General features: G+C 57.2%; 18 protein-coding genes. 11 read left to right on the top strand and 7 right to left on the bottom strand.

Features of this window, described 5'->3' with window-relative positions; translation table 11 throughout:
* Positions 1 to 7 precede the first annotated feature (7 nt).
* Positions 8 to 1,264 carry a sensor histidine kinase gene (locus IEY52_RS06100; RefSeq protein WP_189001406.1) on the bottom strand — a complete coding sequence of 419 codons (1,257 nt, stop codon included), beginning with the start codon at positions 1,262 to 1,264 and terminating at the stop codon, positions 8 to 10.
* A complete protein-coding gene (locus IEY52_RS06095; RefSeq protein WP_268239710.1) occupies positions 1,249 to 1,941 on the bottom strand; it encodes a response regulator transcription factor in 693 nt (230 codons plus the stop codon). The genes IEY52_RS06100 and IEY52_RS06095 overlap by 16 nt, the downstream gene beginning before the upstream one ends.
* A 181-nt stretch (positions 1,942 to 2,122) precedes the next feature.
* Between IEY52_RS06095 and IEY52_RS06090 the strand changes: the two genes are divergently transcribed.
* The 4 genes from IEY52_RS06090 to IEY52_RS06075 all read left to right on the top strand — a co-directional run bounded on the left by IEY52_RS06090 (position 2,123) and on the right by IEY52_RS06075 (position 6,768).
* Positions 2,123 to 2,542: a globin domain-containing protein gene (locus tag IEY52_RS06090; RefSeq protein WP_189001404.1), complete on the top strand. Its 420-nt coding sequence runs from the start codon at positions 2,123 to 2,125 to the stop codon at positions 2,540 to 2,542.
* Complete coding sequence (locus IEY52_RS06085) at positions 2,539 to 5,742, top strand: ATP-binding protein (RefSeq protein WP_189001401.1); 3,204 nt, start codon at positions 2,539 to 2,541, stop codon at positions 5,740 to 5,742. Before IEY52_RS06090 ends, IEY52_RS06085 begins: the two co-directional genes overlap by 4 nt.
* 256 nt (positions 5,743 to 5,998) lie before the next feature.
* On the top strand, positions 5,999 to 6,190 hold the full coding sequence (locus IEY52_RS06080; RefSeq protein WP_189001399.1) for a DUF2188 domain-containing protein: 192 nt from the start codon (positions 5,999 to 6,001) through the stop codon (positions 6,188 to 6,190).
* A gap of 50 nt (positions 6,191 to 6,240) precedes the next feature.
* Positions 6,241 to 6,768, top strand: coding sequence for a DUF4385 domain-containing protein (locus IEY52_RS06075; RefSeq protein WP_189001397.1), 528 nt, complete (start codon positions 6,241 to 6,243; stop codon positions 6,766 to 6,768).
* 20 nt (positions 6,769 to 6,788) lie between these two features.
* Here IEY52_RS06075 and IEY52_RS06070 read toward each other — a convergent pair whose 3' ends face one another.
* On the bottom strand, positions 6,789 to 7,403 hold the full coding sequence (locus IEY52_RS06070; RefSeq protein WP_189001396.1) for a hypothetical protein: 615 nt from the start codon (positions 7,401 to 7,403) through the stop codon (positions 6,789 to 6,791).
* Between the two features lie 337 nt (positions 7,404 to 7,740).
* Between IEY52_RS06070 and IEY52_RS06065 the strand changes: the two genes are divergently transcribed.
* On the top strand, positions 7,741 to 9,693 hold the full coding sequence (locus IEY52_RS06065) for an APC family permease (protein WP_189001393.1): 1,953 nt from the start codon (positions 7,741 to 7,743) through the stop codon (positions 9,691 to 9,693).
* Between the two features lie 458 nt (positions 9,694 to 10,151).
* Positions 10,152 to 11,945: an ABC transporter ATP-binding protein gene (locus IEY52_RS06060; RefSeq protein WP_189001391.1), complete on the top strand. Its 1,794-nt coding sequence runs from the start codon at positions 10,152 to 10,154 to the stop codon at positions 11,943 to 11,945.
* Positions 11,946 to 11,994: 49 nt separating this feature from the next.
* Here the strand turns inward: IEY52_RS06060 and IEY52_RS06055 are convergent, their stop codons facing one another.
* Both IEY52_RS06055 and zwf read right to left on the bottom strand, forming a co-directional pair.
* Entirely contained in the window at positions 11,995 to 12,165 is a 171-nt protein-coding gene (locus IEY52_RS06055) for a hypothetical protein (RefSeq protein ID WP_189001389.1), read from the bottom strand.
* A gap of 81 nt (positions 12,166 to 12,246) precedes the next feature.
* Complete coding sequence (gene zwf / locus IEY52_RS06050; RefSeq protein ID WP_189001387.1) at positions 12,247 to 13,680, bottom strand: glucose-6-phosphate dehydrogenase; 1,434 nt, start codon at positions 13,678 to 13,680, stop codon at positions 12,247 to 12,249.
* A gap of 256 nt (positions 13,681 to 13,936) precedes the next feature.
* On the opposite strand from zwf, the gene IEY52_RS06045 reads away from it, so the two are divergent.
* On the top strand, positions 13,937 to 16,165 hold the full coding sequence (locus IEY52_RS06045; RefSeq protein ID WP_189001385.1) for a tetratricopeptide repeat protein: 2,229 nt from the start codon (positions 13,937 to 13,939) through the stop codon (positions 16,163 to 16,165).
* A gap of 71 nt (positions 16,166 to 16,236) precedes the next feature.
* Here IEY52_RS06045 and IEY52_RS06040 read toward each other — a convergent pair whose 3' ends face one another.
* Positions 16,237 to 17,619 carry an LLM class flavin-dependent oxidoreductase gene (locus tag IEY52_RS06040; RefSeq protein ID WP_189001383.1) on the bottom strand — a complete coding sequence of 461 codons (1,383 nt, stop codon included), beginning with the start codon at positions 17,617 to 17,619 and terminating at the stop codon, positions 16,237 to 16,239.
* Positions 17,620 to 18,006: 387 nt separating this feature from the next.
* On the opposite strand from IEY52_RS06040, the gene IEY52_RS06035 reads away from it, so the two are divergent.
* From IEY52_RS06035 to IEY52_RS06020, 4 genes are read left to right on the top strand one after another with little or no spacing between them, the layout of a single operon-like run.
* Entirely contained in the window at positions 18,007 to 18,576 is a 570-nt protein-coding gene (locus tag IEY52_RS06035) for a HupE/UreJ family protein (protein WP_189001381.1), read from the top strand.
* Positions 18,576 to 18,923 (top strand): hydrogenase maturation nickel metallochaperone HypA/HybF, encoded by a 348-nt coding sequence (locus tag IEY52_RS06030; RefSeq protein ID WP_189001379.1) that lies wholly within the window; start codon positions 18,576 to 18,578, stop codon positions 18,921 to 18,923. The genes IEY52_RS06035 and IEY52_RS06030 overlap by 1 nt, the downstream gene beginning before the upstream one ends.
* Positions 18,920 to 19,573, top strand: coding sequence for a hydrogenase nickel incorporation protein HypB (gene hypB, locus IEY52_RS06025; RefSeq protein WP_189001377.1), 654 nt, complete (start codon positions 18,920 to 18,922; stop codon positions 19,571 to 19,573). Before IEY52_RS06030 ends, hypB begins: the two co-directional genes overlap by 4 nt.
* A 4-nt stretch (positions 19,574 to 19,577) precedes the next feature.
* Complete coding sequence (locus IEY52_RS06020; protein WP_189001375.1) at positions 19,578 to 20,096, top strand: urease accessory protein UreE; 519 nt, start codon at positions 19,578 to 19,580, stop codon at positions 20,094 to 20,096.
* Positions 20,097 to 20,098: 2 nt separating this feature from the next.
* Here IEY52_RS06020 and IEY52_RS06015 read toward each other — a convergent pair whose 3' ends face one another.
* Complete coding sequence (locus tag IEY52_RS06015) at positions 20,099 to 21,961, bottom strand: HD domain-containing phosphohydrolase (protein WP_189001373.1); 1,863 nt, start codon at positions 21,959 to 21,961, stop codon at positions 20,099 to 20,101.
* Positions 21,962 to 21,981: the final 20 nt, after the last annotated feature.

Below are 21,981 nucleotides of genomic sequence, written 5' to 3'. Positions count from 1 at the left end.
AACATTCTTACCCCTGCAATTCCACCTGAAAAACCGCTCCTGAGCCGTGCTGGTTCCAGGCCCGCACGCTGCCTCCATGCAGTTCTGTCAGGGTGCGCACGATGGCGAGGCCCAGCCCGGTGCCCCCGGTTTCACGGGTGCGTGAACCATCTGCCCGGTAAAAGCGTTCAAAGATGTGGGGCAAAGCATGTTCAGGAATGCCATTTCCAGTGTCTTGCACGCGAATGGTGACCCGTTGCTGGATGCGTTCCACAGCCACATGAATCTGGCCCTGGGGTGGGGTGTACCGCACGGCATTTTCCAGCAGGTTGCTGATCACCTGGGCCAGACGATCCGGGTCTCCCGGAATCAGGATGGTGTCGTCGCTGCTGTTCATCTGAACCTGCACCTTCTGGCGGTAGGCCACGGTCTGGTACTCGCTGACCACGTTTTCCACCAGGGCAGCAATGTCCACCACCTGGGTGCTGAGGTCCAGTTTGCCTGCATCTGCCAGGGACAGGGTGCGCAAATCGTCCACCAGACGGCTGAGCAAAGCCGTCTGGACCTGCAGCCTCTGCACAGCATTCTGGTCCAGAGGAACGATGCCGTCTTCCAGGGCGTCCAGTTTGGCTTTCATCACCGCAATGGGGGTGCGCAGCTCATGGGCGATGTCTGCAATCATGTGCTTGCGTTCCTGCTCCTGGCGCTGCAGGGTTTCGGCCATCAGGTTGAAGTGCTGGGTCAGATGAAACACCTCATCCTGTCTGGCGGCAGGGGCATTGCTGGGCATCTCCACACGGGTGCTCAGGTCTCCCACACTGACCTGCGCTGCAGCATGGGCAATGGCCTCCAGGGGTCTGGCCAGCCTTCTGGAGAAGAAAACCGCCAGGGCAGCCCCGATCAGGCAGCCCAGCAAGGTGGACACCAGCAGTGAGTTCTGCAGGTCGTCCCTCAGGCGCAGTCCACGGGGCACCTTGACCATGCGGGGCTGCTCTGGGAGTGGAGAAATGGTCAGGGGGGGCGTGGTGACCACCTGAATGGTGAAATCCTGCACATTGGGCACTGCAGGTCCGATTTTGCTGTCTTTGTATTCCCTGCTGTCCTGCTCCCAGCGCTGCTGCAACACCTGTTTGAGGTTGGGGGGCAGGTTCTCAAAACGCTGCCAGGACTGGTACTGCATGAACCCCACGGTGATCAGGTTGGTGAGGATCACCACCGCCAGGGTCATCAGGCTCAGGCGGCCCGCAATGCTGTAAATGGAAGGCCTGCTTAATTTTCGAGCCACAACCGGTACCCCACTCCCCGCACAGTTTCCAGCATGCCCACGGCACCTGCAAGTTCCAGTTTACGCCTGAGGTTCTTCAGGTGGGTGTCCACCACCCGTTCCAGAGCGTCCGAATTGGGCAAGGAGGCTTCCAGCAGTTCCACCCTTGAGCAGGCCCGTCCAGGGTGTCTGGCCAGGTACTCCAGCAGCCTGAACTCTGCCGGGGTGAGGTCCAGCCTGTGCGGTCCCACCCGGGCCAGCATGGCATTGGAATCCACCTCCAGCTCCCCAATGCGCACAATGGTCTGGGTTTGCTGCTGGGTGCGCCTGAGCACCGCTTTCACACGGGCCACCACTTCGCGCGGCGAGAACGGCTTGACCACATAATCGTCTGCCCCGAGTTCCAGACCCAGCAGTTTGTCCAGGTCCTCGGCCCGCGCCGTCACCATGATCACCGGGGTGAGGTGCTTCTGCCTGATGTTTTTCAGCACATCAAAACCACTCAGTTTGGGCAACTGGATGTCCAGCAGCACCAGGTCAGGCTGGGCAGCCCGGAACAGATCCAGGGCACGTTCTCCGTCCAGGGCGTGTTCGGTGCGGTAGCCATCCCGCCGCAGGTAGGCTTCCATGAGTTCCAGCATTTCGGGCTCATCTTCCACCACCAGGATCAGGGGGCTTGTTTTGGGGATCGTCTGCACCCCTGTATTGTGCAGCAGGGTTGTGAAGAACTGAAAAGGTTTATATGGAGATTTAATGGAGATGCCGCAAGAGGGTGGTTCCTCTGTGGGAATCTGGTGTAACGGAAGCAGGCCAAAAGTGATTTCAAACGGACTTGCAGGTTGTTTTTTCTGCAGGTCCATCCCATCATGAAAAAGACCCATGGCCCTCACCTCTTCCCACCTTCAGTTGATCCGGCAAACCTTTCATGACCTGATTCCCCAGGATCCCGAAATGGAGGTGTTTTTCGGAGATGTGTTTTACAGGCGGCTGTTCTCTCAGCATCCAGAATTGCAGCCCCTGTTTCACACCCAGCTGGCAGAGCAGGCCCACCGTCTGGTGACCATGCTGCGCTGGATGGTGGACCACATCAGTGAACCCGCAACTTTTGCAGCGCAGGTGCATGCCCTGGGAGAACGCCACCTCAAATATGGCGTGAAACCTGAACACTACGATCAGGTCGGTGAGGCCCTGATCTGGGTTTTGCAGGAAACACTGGGAGAGGACTTTACCCCTGCCGCCAGGGAAGCCTGGACCGAAACTTTTGGCCTGATTGCCAGCACCATGCGGGGTCTGGCATGACCCTGAGGGTGCAACTGCTGGGAGGCTTCAGGGTGTGGTCCGGGACTTCTGCCCTGCCCGAAAAAACCCTGAGCCGCAAAAAGGTGCGTTCGGTGTTCAAGATGCTGGCCCTGCATCCAGCCCACCGTCTGCTGAAAGATGCTCTGATTGAGGAGTTGTGGGCAGACCTGGAGCCCGAACAGGGCGCAGCCCAGCTTTACAACGCCCTTTACAACCTCAGGAAGGCCTTTCAGCCGTTTTCAGGCATCGAGGTGGGCCTTTCCAGAGGGGAAATTGTCTTGCAGGCCGAGGGTGGGGTGGTGGTGGATGCGCTGGACTTCGAGAAGTTCACCCTGACGGCCCTGAAATCCCGGGCTTTCACCGAACTGCTGGACGCCCTGAACCTGTGGACCGGGGAATTCAGCCCGGAAGACCTCTACGACGACTGGAGCGAGCCTTACCGCATGCGCTTTTCAGAGTTGAGGCTGCAACTGTTGCTGGTGCTGGGAGAAGAAGCCCTGGGACGGGGAAACCTGGAACAGGCCCAGCAGGCCTTTTCCACTGTGCTGGAAGTCTTTCCGGCCAGCGAGGGTGCCCACGTGGGCCTGATGCGCCTGAGTTGCCTGCTGAAGAACCGCGACCAGCTGGTGCGGCATTTCGAGCGTTACAGCGCCGCCACCTTTGAGGAGTTTGGAGAGGCTCCTCCTGCACATGTGCAGGACATTTTTGAGCAGTTGAAAACCACCCTGGAGCAGGAGCTGGAAAAAGAAATTACTGTGCTGCCTGCTTCTCCTTCGGTGACAGCAGTTTTGCCAGGAAGACAGGCAGAACTGGAACGCCTGCATGCCCTCTTTGCAGAAGGGGCCCGTCTGGTCACCATTCTGGGCATGGGAGGCCAGGGAAAAACCCGACTGGCCCGGGCTTTCTGTGAGCAACTGGCTGGACCACATTTGCTGGTTTCTGCAGAATCCTGCTTTGGCGTGCCAGACCTGCAAGACCGCCTGCGCCTGCAACTGCAGATCGGAGAAGAAAAAACCAGTGTTCTGGACGTGCTGGCCCTGCAAGGGGAAGTGCTGCTGGTGCTGGACAACCTGGAGCAGGTGCAGGGCATTGAGGACTGGGTGAATCTGGCCCTTACACGGGTTCACGGCCTGCGCATCCTCTGCACCTCCCGCAGGCCACTGCAGGTGGCTGAAGAACAGCTGCTGGAACTTTCGGGGCTGGATCCCGGCACAGCCATGCAACTCTTCTGTGCACTGGCCCTGAAATCCAATCCAGAATTCACCCTCACCCCTACAGATGAAACGGCTTTGCATGCCCTCTGCGTGCAGGTGGGCGGCTCTCCTCTGGCCCTGGAACTGGCTGCAGGATGGGTGCGCCTGATGACCGTCCCGGAGATTCTGGAAGAGGTGCAAGACAGCCTGGACTTTCTGGATGCAGGTCCTCAGAAGAACCTCTCGCAAGTGCTGATGAGCACCTGGGAACGGCTGGAAAGTGCCGAACAGGAAGCCCTCAAGGCACTCAGCACCTTCGCAGGCAGCTTCAATGTGCAGCAGGCCAAAAACACCTTTCAGATCCGGCCCCAGGTGCTCATCAAGCTCTCCCAGCTGGGACTGGTGCAGAAAAACGGTGCTCAGCTGAACCTGCACCCGCTCATCCGGCAAATGGCCCGCAGCCACCTGGAAGCAAACAGCCCACACTTGCTGCAGCATGCCCGCCACCATCTGGAACTGCTGAACCGCAACCACAGCATCCTCAATGGTGCAGACCGCCATGCTTACCACACCGCCCTGGAACACACCCGCCAGTTGATGCCAGAGGTCCTGCCCGCCATGCAAGAAGCCCTCAGAGGACAGCCTGAGCTGTTCCGGGACAGTTGCGTGGCTTTCAGTGAAGCCTGCCTGTTCTCTTTTTTGCTGCCTTCCGGTCTGGCCTTGCTGCAGCAAGGCCAGCTTCATGCAGACCCCAGTGTTCAGGACATGTCGCTACTGTGCCTGGCAGAAATTTACGTGTGGCAGGGAGAACTGGCTGCAGCGCTGGGCTGTCTGGAAAACTGCAACAGAAAAAATCTGGCCGAAGACCTGCATTACCGCTGGTTCCTGCACCGGGGTCTGGTGGCAGAACGCCAGGGTCAATTTCAGGACAGTGTGGGGTTCTTTCAGGCAGGTCTGGAGGTGGCCACCTTTGAACAGGCCTGTGCCCTGCTGCACATGCAACTTGGCGATGCCTGTGCAGCAAAGAGCCTCTTTGCAGAAGCCTCCGAAGCATACAACCGGGCAGGCCTTCTCAGCATCACCCAGAACAACCCCCGGCTGTATGCTTCACTGATCATGCGCCTGGGCACCCTGGCAGGCCGCACCGAACAGTGGGGCACTGCAGAAGAACGCTTTCTGCAAGCCATCCAGGTGTTCAGTGTGATGGAAGACACCGGCAACCTGAACCGGGCGGTCAACAACCTCAGTCTGGTTTACCTGAGCACCGGACGGTATCAGGAGGCCAGAGAGCACATCCAGCACAGCCTGATCCGGGCCCGGCTGTTTCGCAGTCCAGGCACCCTCACAGCCCTCCTGAACAACCTGAGTGTGGCCTGCCTTGCCAGCGGAGATTTGCAAACCGCACGGGAAAGCGCCCAGGAATCCCTGAAAATCTGCCGGGAAAGTGGGTTCAGCAGACGCGTTCCTTCCTGCCTGCTGCATCTGGGAGACATTCACCTGGCGGCCCGAGAATTTGAACTGGCCCACATGGTGTTCAAAGAGGCCCACGCCCTGTTTCAGGGCTGGAACCCGCTGAGCCAGCTGGACAATTTGTGCGGCCACAGCTGGGTGCTGGCAGAACTGGACAGGCATGAAGAAGCCCGTCTTTTGCTGCAAGAAGGTGAAGCCCTGCTGCAAAAACACCCTTCCCGAAGGCTGCGTTTTCATGCCACCCGGGCTTACCTTGAATGGAAAGCAGGCCACTCCTCAATTGCCAGGTCTCTGCTGATGTCTGCCCTGAATGCCTACGATCCCGTCAAAGACGAGCTGCACCTGGGATGGGTGTTGCCTTCACTGGAAACCCTGCAGGACGCAACTTTCACCCAGGAGCTCTGCAGTGCACTGGCCCAGTCCAACAGGGTGCACTGGCTGCACAAAACCTGGGCTGCACAACAGGACCTTCAAACCCCTGCTGGAACGGCAGCAGACAGCATTCGGGGCTTTCTGGGAAGGTCCGTTGTGCAGTGACTTCAATTAAACTCTGGGGTTCTGTGCATTTCAAGCTTGATGAATGACAGAAACCCTAAACATATTTTTCATTGGAGTTGTTGTTTTGTGATTTCGCTTTTCTGCTTTACCGTGCCATTTCATTTTGAAGCAATCAGATTCGTTCAGATTCATGATCCAGATGAGACAACATTAAATTGTTGACAACTTTCAATTCTGCATATCCCACAGATCCCTGCTGAGGTCCCTGTTTATCCTGAAGCCCAGGAGGTGCTTCATGCCCTGGAATGCTCAGGATTATCCTCAATCTTTGAAGAATTTCAATCCAGAAGTGCGCGAAAAGGCTGTGGAAATCGCCAACGCCCTGCTGCAAGAAGGCCACTCTGAAGGCAGTGCCATCGCCATTGCCACCGAAAAAGCCGAGGAATGGGCCAGAAAGCGTGACATCCCCATCAAGAAACCCAGTTGAAACCTTTCCGGGTGGTGATCCACCCGGTCGTTTTTTTGCATTGGATCCCCATGACCACCACAGACAACAAAACCCAACCAGCACGCAACAAAGAAAAAGCCACCAGCACCACGCTTTCCACCCCCAACAAGAAGTTTGATTACTCCCTGGATTACCCGAATCTGGACCTCAGAAAACACCCTGAGCTGTACCGGGTCGGGGTGGGGGAACAGGGTGTGTTGCTGGTGGAGCCCTACAAAAGCGAAATTTTGCCGCTCTGGCGTTTCAAAACCCCGGAAATTGCCACAGAGAGCAGTGAAAAAATTTACCAGTTGTTTTTGAATTACCTTGCTGAAAATGATTTTGTGGGGGCAGACATGGCCCGCAAATTTTTGCAGATGGGGTACACGCGTTCCAGACGGTACGCCAACCATGCCTCAGGACGCAAATACGATGCTGTGACGGGTGAAATGCTGCCTGTTCAGGAAGATCCCGTGAAAGCCCGATCGGCAGAGGTCTTCAAGGAAGCCTGGGATGAGGCCCGCAGGCATCCCAGGTACCAGCAGTTGTTGAAAGCACATCGGGAGAAGTACGGCTGAATGGGCTGATCCAGACACCATCAATGAACGGTGACTCCGGCTTCCAGACGGTAGGCGTTTTTGACCATGTCTTCTTCCAGGTGGTGGATCTGGCGGTGAATCTGCTCCATGCGGCTCCAGGTTTTCTCGATTTCCGGGTCTGTGATCTGCAGGGCTTTTAAAATCTGGGGCAAACGCTCCAGGGTGAAGTGGCTTTTTACGATCTCCTCGATGCGCTTGCGGGTGTAACGGTAAAAGGCCCGCAGGGTGCGCGTTGGCTCACCTGCCAGAGCTTGCAATTTGTTCCAGATTCCTTTTTTGCCTTCTGCAGAAAGCACTTCGGTCATGAAGACAGGCAGGTACAGCTGTTTGGAGCGCACAATCAGCTGGGTTTGCAACTGGTGATATTCCTGATAGAGCTTTTCATAGAGTTCGGCTTCTCTTTTTTTGACCACCCGCACATACATGGAGAAAGGGGATTGGAATTTGTGAATGCGGCGGGCAGAAAGCTGCATGATCTGGTAAGCCCGGTCACATAAGATGCAGTCCATGTGGTAGGTGGTGGTGGTGCCTGTCATGGGGTCTTCTGTGGTGGTGGTGGTCACCGTGCTTCTAGAACAGGGGCAAGGATATTTGCGTTCATAGATCTGGACCATGAAGCCACTTTACCTGTTGTGACGTGAAAAGAAACAGGTGTTTTGGTGTCCCAGGTTAATGTTGAGTTCATGGATGGCACATGACTGTCGAAACTCAGTCTGGATTCAGAATGCGAAGGCAATGAAACCGTTTGTCACATGATTATCAACACAAGAAGGTGTTTAAATTGTGAAGTGCAGTCAATTTGTCCTCAGTCTGGCCTCAGGTGACTGGAATTCTTGCAAAAAACTGCTACGATAGCAGACGGAACGGACTTTTCCGAATTCCAAAAGTGGTCTTCTGGCCCTTTTTCTGTTGCTCTTAAATGTCAAAATCCACACCCTGGTAAGGACACAAATGCCGAAACCCAAACCTCCCCTTCTCCCCCAGAGCCCCTTTCTCAGGTGGCTGCTTCAGGGCCAGACCCAGGAAGTTGAAGGGCCATTTGAAGCGGAAAGCAAAGCCGAAAAACACACCCACCCCTGGTGGCAGGTCATGTGCCTCACCGGGGTGGATTACTTTTCCACCCTGGGATACCAGCCAGGGATTGCAGCACTGGCAGCAGGGGCCCTCAGCCCTTTTGCCACCCTGGTGCTGGTGATCGTGACCCTCTTTGGGGCCCTCCCCATGTACCGCCGGGTGGCCGAAGAATCCCCCCACGGAGACGGCTCCATCAGCATGCTGGAAAGGCTGCTGTCCTTCTGGCAGGAAAAATTTCTGGTGCTGATCCTGATTGGCTTTGCCCTCACCGGGTTCATCATCACCATCACCCTGTCTGCCGCAGACGCCACCGCCCACATTGTGGAGAACCCCCTGGTTCCCCACTGGATGGACCAGCCTGTGGCGGTCACCCTGATTTTGATTGGCCTGCTGGGGGGCATCTTTCTGAAAGGCTTCAAAGAAGCCATTGGAATTGCCATTCTGCTGGTGGGTTTGTACCTGGTCCTCAGCGGGGTGGTCATTGTCAATGGGTTCATGGAAATTGCCCGGCACCCTGAAGTCTGGCAAAACTGGAAGCAGGCGGTTTTCTCATCCCACAGCTGGCTTTCCATCTTTGGAACCAGTTTCCTGCTGTTCCCCAACCTGGCACTGGGCCTGTCGGGCTTTGAAACCGGGGTGCTGGTGATGCCCCAGATTCAGGGCCGTTCGTCAGACACCAGTGAAAAACCTGTCGGGCGCATTCAAAACGGCAAGAAACTGCTGACCACCGCCGCCCTGATCATGAGTGTGTTGCTTTTGTGCTCCAGTCTGGTGACCACACTGCTGATTCCTGCAGCAGCATTCAAAACAGGAGGGGAAGCCAATGGACGTGCCCTGGCTTACCTGGCCCACGAGCATCTGGGACCGATTTTTGCCACAGCATATGACATCTCCACCATTCTGATTCTGTGGTTCGCAGGTGCAAGCGCCATGGCAGGGCTCCTCAACATCGTTCCCCGCTACTTGCCCAAATACGGCATGGCCCCAGAATGGACCCTCGCCTCCAGACCCCTGGTGCTGATCTTCACCCTGATTGCCTTTGTGGTGACCATCATCTTCAAAGCAGACGTGAACGCCCAGGCTGCTGCATATGCCACCGGGGTGCTGGCCCTGATGGGATCCGCTGCTGTGGCCACCACATTGTCTGCCAAACACAAAAGCCAGCGCCTGCTGATGGGCTTTTTTGCCGCCGTCACAGTGATTTTTGCTTACACCATTGCCGTCAACCTTTACCAGGATCTGGGCGGTCTGAAAATCGCCGGGTTCTTCATCCTGCTGATCACCTTCACCTCCCTGATTTCCCGGGTGTTCCGGGCCACCGAACTGCGGGTCAGTGAAGTCACCCTGGACGAAGATGCCCGCCGTTTTGTGCGCGAAGAAGCCAGACACAACCACGGCAGAATCCGCATCATTGCCAACCGCAAGAACGCCGGAGATGAGCGCGAGTACCGCCTGAAAGAAGCCCAGGTGCGCGATGACACCCACATCCCCGAAGACGATGTGGTGCTCTTTCTGGAAATCTCCATCGATGACGCCTCTGACTTTGCCCACCGTCTGGACCTGTACGGGGTGCAGGTGGGACCGCACCGCATCCTGAGGGGCACCAGCTCCAGCATCCCCAATGCCCTGGCTGCAGCCTTGCTGCACATCCGGGATGAAACCGGACGCATCCCACACATTTATTTTGGCTGGACCGAAGGCAATCCAGTGCTGTATTTGCTGAGGTTCATGCTGTTCGGAGAGGGGGACATTGCCCCGGTGACCCGCGAAATCCTGCGCAAAGCCGAACCCGATCCCAGACACCGGCCTTACGTGCACGTGGGGGGATGATTCAGAACCATTCACCGGGGGAGCTCTGTCTCCTCCGGTTTTTGCATGGCTGATTTTTACATGGAACAAGAACACAAAAACGGTTGCTCAGGGATCTGCCCTGTTTCACTTTCACCTTGCACATTTGCACATTTGGCCTTGATTTTTCGTGCCGCATGGGATCATACTCAGGGTGCCCCTGCAGAAATGATCAGGGCCTTGCATCCCAAAAGACCAGGGCCCCGGAGTCGCCCGAATGCCCTTTGTGCATCGGGCAATTTTCTGATGGGTGGATGGTGGATTTCCTGTAACCCAACCATAACCCGAATCTGGTACACTTCAAAAGATCCTCAGGAGTGTGTGATCAAAATATTGCCCCGGTCTGAAAACGTATGGTTTCTGCCGGGGGTTTTTTATGGGTGGGATTCTTGCAGATGGGGTGACAATCGCTGCCCGCCTGCTGCCCTAAGATGGGAGGCATGTTTCGACCTCCTCTTGCTCCCTCTCCTGCTTCCAGAACACCCATGGGCCGCCAGAGCTTCCAGCAGCTCAGGCGACTGCTGGCTTATGCCCGTCCTTACCTGGGGGGTCTGGTGGTGGCCGGGATTGCCAGCCTGATTTCCACCGGATTCAATCTGTTTTTTCCGCAACTGGTGGGCCGCCTGATTGACGCTTCTTTTCTGGAGGCCAACCTGGGGCAACTGAACCGCATTCTTCCCATTCTGCTGGGGGTTTTTGCAGGACAGGCCATTTTTACAGGCATTCAGAATTACCTGGTGGCCCGCTCCGGGGAAAGCGTGGTGGCCGAGTTGCGCAAATCCCTGTACCGTCACCTGCTGGGCCTCTCCTCCAACTTCTTCGAGAACAACCGCACCGGAGACATCACCAGCCGCCTGACTTCGGACATTTCCACCGTGCAATCGGTGGTGTCCACGACACTGGTGCAGGTGTTCACGGTGCCGATTGTGCTGGTGGGCACGCTGGCCATCCTGTTTTTCACCAACTGGAAGCTGTCCCTGCTGATCCTCTCGGTGGTGCCTGCTGTGGCCCTGATTGCCCGTTATCTGGGCAGGCAGATCCGCCAGATGTCCAAGGCCTTTCAGGACCAGGTGGCCAAAGCCAACGCCCACGCCGAAGAAACCCTGTCCGGGGTGCGGGTGGTGCAGTCTTTCACTGCAGAGAACCATGAAGCTGCCCGTTATGGGGACCTGATTCAGGATTCCCTGAAAGTGGCTTTGCAGCGGGCCAGAATGAGCGCCGTGCTGGGGCCCATGATCTTTTTCTCAATTTTTACGGCCCTGGCTCTGGTGCTGTGGTATGGAGGTCGTCTGGTGGCGGTCAAGGAGATCAGCCCTGGTGTGCTGCTGACCTTCGTGCTCTACACCTTCAACATTGCAGGCACGGTGGGCACCCTCACCAGCATTTTTGCGCAGGTGCAGAGCGCCCTGGGGGCTTCCAGCCGCATTTTTGAGTTGCTGGACACCCAGACCGACCTGCCCGAACCTGAAAAGCCCACCCCATTGCCACAGGTCAAGGGGACGGTTCAGTTTGAGGAGGTTGGTTTTTCCTACGGAGACCGCGGAAAGGTGCTGGAAAACATCTCCCTGACCGCCCATCCCGGAGAGGTGATCGCCATTGTGGGTCCCAGTGGGGCTGGAAAGAGCACCCTGGTGTCTCTGGTTCCGCGTTTTTACGATGTCACTTCAGGAAAGATTCTGCTGGACGGCATGGATCTGAGAGACATGGAGCTGCAGAACCTGCGGGGCCACATCGGGATTGTGCCTCAGGAAACCCTGCTGTTTTCAGGCAGCATCAGTGAAAACATCCAGTATGGCAGGCTGCAAGCAGGCGAAAATGAAGTTCTGGAAGCCGCAAAAGCCGCCAATGCCCACGAGTTCATCAGCCGCTTTCCAGAAGGCTACGCAACGGTGGTGGGAGAACGGGGCGTGAAGCTCTCTGGCGGTCAGAGACAGCGCATTGCCATTGCGCGTGCGTTGCTCAAAAACCCACGCCTGCTGATCCTGGACGAGGCCACCAGTTCGCTGGATTCGGAATCGGAATCGCTGGTGCAAGAAGCCCTCAACACCCTGATGCAGGGCCGCACCACCTTCGTGATTGCCCACCGGCTGTCCACGGTGCGCAGCGCAGACCGCATTGTGGTGCTGGACCAGGGGAAAATCGTGCAGGAAGGCAGGCATGAAGACCTGCTGGAACAGGGAGGATTGTACAAAGACCTCTACGAATTGCAGTTCAGGAACAACACGCAGGCCTGAGTCCTGCTCCTGCGTGTTGCTTTTGTGAATGATGTGAATGAGAAGTGGGTCAGCCGTGGGATTGTGTCTGCGGCTGGTCTTCCAGCCAGTAAGGGAACACGCCCCTCAAAACATAACCCACAAGCCATGTGAAAGGAATGGCCAGGGCCGCTCCCAGCACCCATTGCCACCAGGGAAGCATTTGCCAGATTTCGCTTAAAGTCACCTGATACATGTTCATTGTGATTCCTCCTTGCCACAAGTACGAAAAGGGAAATCCAGAAGTTGCAGGACTTCTGTCCTGGTTTTCATGTCCTGGTTTTCAGTCGTCTTCCGGGCTGCGCCAGTAATGCCCGTGGTCCATCAGGCGGCCCTGACCATTGGGTCCCAGAGAACCCGAGGCGTATTCCTCGGGCTGTCCCTGCTCCCAGGCTTTCAGGATGGGGTCCAGGATGCGCCACGCCTCCTCCACCTCATCGAAGCGCAGGAAGTGGGTCTGGTCGCCTTCTGCAGCGTCCATGATCAGTTGCTCGTAGGCCGTGAAATCAATTTCCTGCTGTCTGGAAATGTCGGTGCTCAGAACCACCGTGCGGGTTTCCAGGTCCAGACCGGGGGTTTTGGCGTAGGCGACCAGATCGATGCGCTCCTCGGGTTTCATGCGGAAAATCAGCCAGTTGCTGAGGTCTTCCACCCCAGAGAAGAGCTGGGTGGGCACCTCTTTGAATTGCACCGCCAATTCGGTGTAGCCCTGCTGCATGCGTTTTCCGCTGCGCAAATAAAAAGGAACACCTTCCCAGCGCCAGTTGTCGATGTAAAGTTTCACTGCAGCAAAAGTCTCGGTGCGGGAGGTCTGGGGAACACCCTCTTCTTGCATGTACCCAGGAACCTCTTTGCCCCCCATCTCACCAGCACCATACCTGCCCCTCACCGCGAAATCCTTCACCCGATCCTGCGGGATCGGGCGCACGCTTTGCAACACCTCCACCTTGTGCTGGCGCAGGTTGTCTGCATTCCATTTGCTGACGGGTTCTATGGCGGTCAGGGCAAAAATCTGCATCAGGTGGTTTTGCAGCATGTCCCTGAGGGCTCCGGCCTGATCGTAGTACTTGTAGCGGCCCTCCAGACCCAGGGTTTCTGCTGCGGTGATCTGCACCTGTGCGATGTTGGCGCTGTTCCAGATGGGCTCCATGAAGCGGTTGGCAAAGCGGAACACCATCAGGTTCTGCACGGTCTCCTTGCCCAGAAAGTGGTCGATCCTGAACAGTTGCGGTTCCTGCCAGTGCTGGTGCAGTTTTTCGCGGAGTTGCTGCGCAGATTGCAAATCCCAGCCAAAAGGTTTTTCGATGATCAGCCTGCGCCAGCCCGATTGCTCGTTTTGCAGGCCCACACTGCCCAGACCGATGGCCGCATCGTCAAACAATTGAGGAGGCAAGGCCAGATAGAACAGGGCATTCCCCTGCACCACGGGCTCCAGGGCTTTCAGGTGCTCCGGGGTCAAATCTCCTGAGACATACTGCACCTGGGCTTTGAGTTTTTCCCAGCTTTCCTGCGAAAAATCAGGCACAAATTCCTGCATGTTCTTTTCCAGATGCTGCTGGAACTGTTCTGTGGACCAGTCCTCCATGGCATAACCCACCACTTTGAGGTCAGGCAAGCGGCCCTTGGCAAACAGGCGGTAAACGGCAGGAAAGAGCAATCTGCGGGTGAGGTCTCCAGTGGCGCCCAGAATCACCAGGGTAAAAGGGTCAACTTTCATGATGCCTCCTTGAATGTGAATGCTTGCTGGCCCAGAACGGCACGTGGCCCCTGCAGGACACAATAATCTTGATGCCAGCAGGATTTCGTATCAATCACAACGAACACCTGATTCTGTGATACCCCAGCAAGGTGATTGTGGGCTGAATTTTGAGGACCAGTTTGCCCCTGTGCCCCCAATCATGCTGCAATCATTGAGGGGCATGTAAGGTGGAAGCATGCAAGAAGCGAGGTCTTCTGCAAGGGAGCTTACCACCATGAAACAGGCCATCAAACCCGTGTACAGAACACTTTTAATGCTGGGCAGCACACTGTGCTTTGGAGCGCAAGCCGCCCCACAGATGCTTTCTTTCACCAACATTCAAACCATCCCGAAAAACGATCAGGTGCAGTGCCCCACCCGTGAAGGCGGCCAGACCCTGATGCCCGACATGGGCGCTGTGCTGCAAGACAAAATGTCCGAGGCCCAGAAGCAACTGCAGGACCGCCTCAAGGAGATGTCTCCCACCGATCCGGGATACAGCATCCTGAAAGGCATGCTGGACAACCTTTCCAGACAACCCGGAGAGGTGCTCAACCAGCCCCGTCCGGCCCTGGATGAAACCCTGCCCGGAAGCCAGCAGGAAGTGAACCTGGAGCAGGCCATCGGCATGTTGCAGGCGGCTCTGGAAGGATCCCTGAGTCCAGAGGCTTTCACGGTTCTGAAGGCCATGCCCGAATATCAGTCTGCCCAGAAAGCCATCAGCATGGTGCCTGTGGCCCTTGCCAGCGGCAAACCCCTGGCGGCCATGGCTTTGCTGCTGCGTGCCCATGAACTGGAACCCCAGAACCCCAGCCATCTGGTGAACCTGTCGGGCCTCGCCAACTTCTATGGTTTCTGGTACGAGAGTCTGGCTTTGCTGGATGCTGCAAAAGTCCTGCAGGATGCCACGCTTGCCCCCTGGAGCCTCAACAAACAGGCTTTGCTGCTGAACAACCAGGGCCATGCCCTGCTTGGCATCAACAAACCCGCACAGGCCGAGGTGGTCCTGAGGCAGGCTGTGCAACTGGAACCCCTGCTCCCCGAAGCCAAACGCAACCTTGCCCAGGCCCTTGGAGAGCAGGGCAAGTGTGAAGAGGCTGCACGCTGGTACCGTCTGGGTGTGTACCGGGAACCCATCAAGGACATGCTGGGCCCCAACAAGGAGCCCGTGGTGTCTGAAGAAGCCGACGCCATCACCCTGAAACCCTGGCAGGAAGCTTACGCGCTGGACCGTGGGGTGGAGGGGCGTTTCCCCCACATTCCCATTCCTGCCAACACCAAAGTTGCCACCCTGGCCATGGGTTACATCAGCACCGAACTGGGGCGGGCTTCACAGGGGATGGCCAACTTCACCCAGAAGTACACGGAGATGTTCCCCAGAGTGCAAGAAAAAGCCAGTGCCATGCTGAAAAACCCCAAGACCCGCATGACCGGCGAAGTCTCCTTGCACCTGCTGGGTCCCATCAACTCTGCAGACCCCGAAGACCGCAAATTGAATGACCTGTACCAAAAAGTCGATGAGGCTTTCATGGAGTATGGCAAGGCCAGAGAAAATGCAGACGACATCTACTTCAGGGCAGCCCAGAACACCGCAGAGGTTTACGCCTCACAGCAGCTCTCCTGCGGCACCAACGGTCCCTGTCAGGAGCGGGCACGCATCGAGTACGAGCAGCACATGTGCAGCCACGGTCAGAACTGGAATTCTTCACTGGTCGGGCAGGTGCAGAAGTACGACATGGCCTACCGGGCCTACTACCGCCCCTTCCACAAGACCATGAGCGGCCTGACCGGTGAATTCAGCGACCCCGAGTTTTACGCCGCCGCCAACACCCAGACCCGCGCGCTGTATTTCCAGCACTACTACAGTTACCTGAGCCTGGTGGGCATGCATGTTTTCACTGCGGGCAACTATGGCAGCATGTGCAAAGACGAAGTGCCCCCGGCAGACCTGAAAGCCGAGGACCCCGAAGACCCCGAAATCTGCGAGAAGCCCGACCTCAAACCCAAAGCTTCTGCAGGCATCATCGAGGTGACCTACACCTGTGAGGCCATCGAGGTGGAAATTGGCTCGGATGGCAAATTGCCCCTGTTCGGTCAGGTGACCTACGAGTTTTCGCAGCGCTACAAGCGGCTCACCGATCCCAAAGAGCGTTTCATTGAAGCCCAGGCCGGAAGAAACCCGGATGCTGTGATGCAGCTCAAACAGTACGGGTATGCCTTTGATGGCAAGGTGACCGTTTTTGCCGGAGCCAAACTCTCCGCTGCAGCAGAACTCGGACCCATTGAAATGGACGCTGGCGTGAAAGGTGGCCTGTACATGACCGTGGATGGCAATTACGACATCACCGATGCCGGAGCCAAAATCGACATTGCCCGCTCAGACATGATTGGAGGGGCCGTGAAGGTCGGGTACGAACAGAGCCTTTACGAGGGATCCATCAGCCTGATTTCTGCTAAAGAATAAACACTGCAAAACCCCCACCGCAAAAAGCGCCGGAACATTCCGGCGCTTTTTGCTCCTCCCCCACAGAGGCATTATTTGACCAGCACGGGTTCCCTGTTCTGTCTGGCTTTGATTCGGAAGGTGTTCTCGGGGCGTTTGAGGCCCAGGTTTTCACGCAGGGTCTTGCCCTCGTATTCATGGCGGAACAGGCCCCTGCGGCGCAGTTCGGGAACCACCAGTTCGATGAAGTCATCGAGACCAGCAGGCAAGACCGGACCCATCACGTTGAAGCCGTCTGCGCCACGGTTCAGGAAGCGTTCTTCCAGTTCGTCTGCAATCTGTTCGGGGGTGCCGATCAATTGCCAGTGACCGCGTCCTCCCGTGACGGAAAGGTAGAGGTCACGGATGGTGAGGTTGTCGCGTCTGGCCTGCTCCACCAGCAAAGCCTGACGGCTGCGGTTGTTGTTGGTGAGGGGCAATTCTGGAACGGGACCCTCCACATCGTAACCGCTCAGGTCGAAACCCAGCAGGCTGGAAAGCTGGGAGAGGCCCAATTTGGGCAGCACCAGAGACTGGATCAGGTCGAATTTGTCGCGGGCTTCCTGGGCGGTGCGTCCAACATAAGGCAACACACCAGGCATGATCTTGAGGTCGTCTTCAGAGCGGCCATATTTTGCAAGGCGGCCTTTGAGGTCGTTGTAAAAATTCTGGGCATCTTTGAGGGTCTGCTGGGCGGTGAACACCACTTCTGCGGTGGCGGCTGCCAGTTCCTTGCCTTCTTCAGAAGATCCGGCCTGCACGATCACCGGGCGGCCCTGGGGAGAGCGGGCCACATTGAGGGGACCCCGGACCTTGAAGTGCTTGCCCACGTGTCCCAGCACATGGGCTTTCTCTGGATCGGAGAACACGCCGCTCTCTTTGTCCCGGATGAAGGCGTCATCTTCCCAGCTGTCCCACAGGCCCGTGACCACTTCAGCAAATTCATGGGCGCGGTCATAGCGTTCTTCAAAAACCACGTGGCTGTCCCGGTTGAAGTTGAAGGCTTCGCGGCCATTGGCGGAAGTCACCAGGTTCCAGCCTGCACGCCCGCCGCTGATCTGGTCCAGCGAGGCAAATTTGCGGGCCAGGTGGTAGGGCTCGTTGTAGGTGGTGGTCTGGGTGGCAATCAGTCCGATGTTGCTGGTCACAGTTGCAAGCGCAGAAAGCAACGTGAGGGGTTCAAAGTGTGCCCCTCTGGAGGTGTGGCTGAACACGCCATCGTCGTCGATCCAGGCGGCAGCAGAATCTGCAAAGAAAATGGTGTCAAATCTGGCCGCTTCTGCCTTCTGGGCCAGTTCCTTGAAGTGCTCGAAGCTGACATGGGCATATGGGTTGGCTTCTGGGTGCCTCCAGGCAGCGATGTGGTGTCCATCGGTCATCAGGAATGCGCCCAGCTTGATCTGTTTTTTGCTGTCTGAGGGGGTATGGTGTGACATGAAGAGTCTCCTTGAATCGGATTTCACACAGAACAGGACCACTGCACCTTCAGAAACGCCTCGGCAAACGTTTGGGTGGTCAGGGCGGGTGTTCTGGTTGCGAAAGAAAGGTGGGCTCTGCCCTTTCGTCAGGAGGGCAATGAAGTGAAGTGCAACGTTTTCAGTGTTTACAGGGTTGGAAATCCTGGGTGCTCGTCAGGGTTGATCCTACAATAGTTGATGAAACTTGTCAATTATTAAACCCTATCCCCATCCTTGCAGCCACAGCAGACCCCTCTCACTCCCTGGTCGTCCAGCCTTTCCCTATCCCTCAGGGGCATTTTCCGATACACTGCTACCAACCGGCTGTCACTGAAAAAGTGCACTCTGGGCCAGGAGGAACGTGACATGAAGCAAAAAATTGCCCTTCTCACCCTTGGAATTATGGGATTTTCTGCAGCACACACCGGAATTTCCAGCACAAGCAGCTTTATGCAGGGCTTCTCACATCCCCTGACCGGACTGGATCACCTGCTGGCCATGGTTGCTGTGGGCATCTGGGCCACCCAGTTGAAAGGAAAAGCCGTCTGGGCTGTGCCTGCCACCTTTGTGCTTCTGATGCTGCTGGGAGGCGTGCTGGGCATGCTGGGCATGGCTTTGCCTTTCGTGGAAACCGGCATTCTGGCCTCGGTGCTGTTGCTGGGCCTGCTGATCCTGCTGCAAGCACGGTTTTCCCTGATGTCCAGCATGGCCCTGGTGGGCCTGTTTGCTGTGTTCCATGGGCATGCCCACGGTGCAGAAATGCCCGCCACTGCAACAGGTCTGCAATACGCACTGGGCTTCGTGCTGGCCACCGCCGGGCTGCACCTCTCTGGCCTTGCAGTCAGCCTGCTGCTGAAACGCCTTCTGCCTGCCCAGACCCTGCGTTACACCGGACTGGGTGTGTTGCTAGGCGGCCTTTCACTGATGTTCGCCTGATGCATGAAGCCAGCATTGCCCTCGCCCTGCTCGAACAGGTCAGCGGGGTGCTGCAGGAACACCCCGGCCAGCGGGTGAAAAGCGTCACGGTGCGCATCGGGGTGCTGAGCAGTGTGGTCCCGGAAGCCCTGCAATTTGCCTACCCTGAAGCGACCCAGGGCACCTTGCTGGAAGGTTCTTTGCTGCATGTCGAGCAGGTGCAGGCTGTGGGGCAGTGCCCCAGCCACCAGCAGGTGACCCTGAACCTGGCAAAAGGCATCCGCTGTCCGATCTGCGACGCCCCCATCGTGCAACTGTTTTCTGGCGAGGAACTGGAACTCGACCAGCTTGAATTGGAGGAAGCATGACCCTGTCCACCCCCCGAATTGTCACCGTCCGTCAGGGCATCCTGAAGAAAAACGATGAGCTGGCCCATGAAAACCGCCAGATCTTCCAGCAGGCCGGGGTCAGGGCCATCAATCTGGCCTCCAGCCCAGGTGCCGGAAAAACCGCATTGCTGGAACGCACCCTCTCCGACCTCAAAGACCGCCTGCAGGTGGCCGTTGCTGTGGGCGACCTCGCCACCGAAAACGACGCCCTGAGGTTGCAGCGCACCGGGGTGCAGGCCGTGCAGATCGTGACCGGGACCATCTGCCACCTGGACGCCCAGATGGTGCAAAACGTGCTGCCCCAGTTCCCCTTAAAGGCCCTGGACGTGCTGTTTCTGGAAAACGTGGGCAATCTGGTCTGTCCTTCCAGCTACGACCTCGGGGAAGCAGCGCGGGTGGTGCTGCTGTCCGTCACAGAGGGAGAAGACAAACCCCTCAAGTACCCCACCATGTTCAACACCGCAGATCTGGTGGTGATCACCAAAATGGATCTGGCAGAAGCGGTGGGCTTTGACCGGGAACTGGCCCGCGAAAACATTGACCGTTCCCGTCCGGGCGTGAAAATTCTGGAGGTTTCCTCCCGAAAAGGCCTGGGGCTGGAAGAATGGTACAGCTTCGTGCAGGGCTGATCGGGTGAGCACCAGACTCTCTGGCCTGAAACGTTCTTTGCTGCCTCAGTCTGCTGCAGAACCTGTGCAAACTGGACCTGCAGCAGGTTTGATTCGCATTGACCGTTTGCCAGAACAAACCCTGCAAACCCTGCAAACCCTGCAGGTGGTTTCCCTGCCCATGACTTGCCTGGACCGCCACCGGGTCCGGCGCAGGCTGCACACCCCGGATGGACTGGAACTGGGTCTGGCCCTGCCCACTGGCACCGTCCTGCACCCCGGCATGCTGCTGCACCTGACCCCTGAAAAGGCCTACCCGATTGAAGCTGCCCCGGAAGAGGTGCTGTGCATTTTTCCGTCGAGCATGGAAGAAGCCCTGAAAGTGGCCCACGCCATCGGAAACCTGCACCGGGATGTGCAGATCAATGGCATGCAACTCTGCATCCTGCACGAACCCACCATGGAACTGGCGCTCAACCGCCTGGGAGTCCATTTTGAACGCAGCACCCGGGCTTTTCTGGGCAAACCCGCCTGGGAGCATTGATTTCAGGGGTTGGACAGGTTCCCGCCCAGTTGCAGCACCTCCAGAAACACCCGCACAATCTCGGGGTCCAGCAGGGTTCCTGCTTCTTTCAGGAGTTGCTCCACGGCTTCCTGAGGGCTGAAGGCCCGCTTGTAGGGCCGTTCACTGGTGAGGGCATCGTACACGTCCACCACTGCAAAAACCCTGGCCAGATAGGGGATGTCTTCACCTTTGCGGCCTTCGGGGTAGCCACTGCCATTCCAGCGTTCCTGGTGGTACAGCACGATGTCCAGGGTGCGCTGGGGCAAAGACGGAATGGCGCGGGTGATCTCAAAGCCCACCACCGGGTGCATCTTGATCACGGTCCATTCATCGGGGGTGAGTTTTCCGGGTTTCAGCAGCACGGCATCGGGGGTGGAAATCTTGCCAATGTCGTGCAGGTAGGCTCCCCAGCGCAATTCTTTGAGGGTTTCCTCGTCCAGGTCCAGCGCCACGCCCAGTTGCACACAGAGGGAAATCACCCGGTCGGTGTGGCCTTTGGTTTCGTAATCCCGGTATTCCAGGGCCAGTCCCAGGGTGCGCATGGTTTCCTCGCGGGACATTTCCAGGCGCTGGAAGCTGATCAGTTTGCCGTAGGCCAGGCTGACCCGTTCCTCAATGGCGGTCAGCAGGCGCTTTGTGCTGTCGCTGACCTGCACATTCTGGCGGTGTCCAAAAACAATCAGGCCAAACACTTCTCCTTCTGCATGGATGGGCAGCAGGGCAAACGCCTGAAACAGCTCTCGATCTGGATTGCTGGCCTCCAGCAACCAGAGGTCGGTGGCAGAAATGAAGATCGGCTGGTTTCCCTGCATCAGTTGCAGCACCCGATCCTGATCGTAAGACTGCATCACCTGCTCCAGCTGGGTTTTGATGTCTGGACCGTGGGGACTGTGAAAAGCCTCCAGTTGCAACCGTCCATCCTGGAAACTGATGAACAATCCAAATTCATACTCGGTGAGGGGAAGGGCCAGACGGATGGCCTCATTGGCCACCTCCAGCGGCTGACTGGAACGCAAAATGCGGTATTTGAGTTCCAGCAGGGAGGTGTAGCGGTCCGTTTGCTGCTGGGCTTCCTGCTCGGCTTTCTTGCGGGCATCGATGTCTTCGGTGACCACCAGCAGCCACTGTTCTTCAGGCTGGTCAGGGCTGCCAATCATGCGCATGGTGCTGGACACCCACACGGGCTTTCCGCTGCGATGCCTCAGGCGGTATTCAAAGCCTCTGGATTCCACGTTCCCTGCCCAGAGGTCCTGCATCACCCCTTTGCCAAACACATGGTGGTCCTCCGGGTAAAGCAAACCATCCGACTGGTTCAGCAGTTCTTCGGGGGTGTACCCCAGAATGCGCTCACTGGAAGCAGAGGAGAACACGCACTTCCCTTCCCGATTGTACATGCGGTGCAGGCCGGGGCTGTTCTCGATGATCACCCGGTAAAGGTATTCGCTGTCTTTCAGGGTCTGCTGGGCTTCCAGCTGTTCCGAGACATCCCTGTGGGTGGACACCCAGTACCGGCCTTGCGGTTCCAGATCAATGGGCATCATGTTCAGTTCGGCCCAGTACACCTCAAAGTTCTTGCGTTTGAAGCGGGCAATGGCGTGGTAGGGCTGAATGTTCTGCACGGCGGCCAGCAATTCGGATTGTTCTGCAACGGTGATGTAGCGGCTTTCCAGCATGCGGGGGTTGTGTCCCAGCAATTCTTCCCGGCTGTACCCGGTGATGTTCTCGGCACTGCGGTTGGCGTACAGGATGGTGACGGCTTCAGGCTGGACATCCAGGATCAGGATGGCATCGAAGGAAGATTCCAGGGCAGCAGAGGTCAGTTTGAGCCAGTCTGGGGTGTGCATGGTGACCTCCTCTTATTGAT

The sequence above is a fragment of the Deinococcus roseus genome (genome assembly GCF_014646895.1).
GTDB classification, from domain to species: domain Bacteria; phylum Deinococcota; class Deinococci; order Deinococcales; family Deinococcaceae; genus Deinococcus_C; species Deinococcus_C roseus.
The sequence above is the reverse complement of the archived record's forward strand: the minus strand, read 5'-3'. Positions and strand labels throughout refer to the sequence as shown.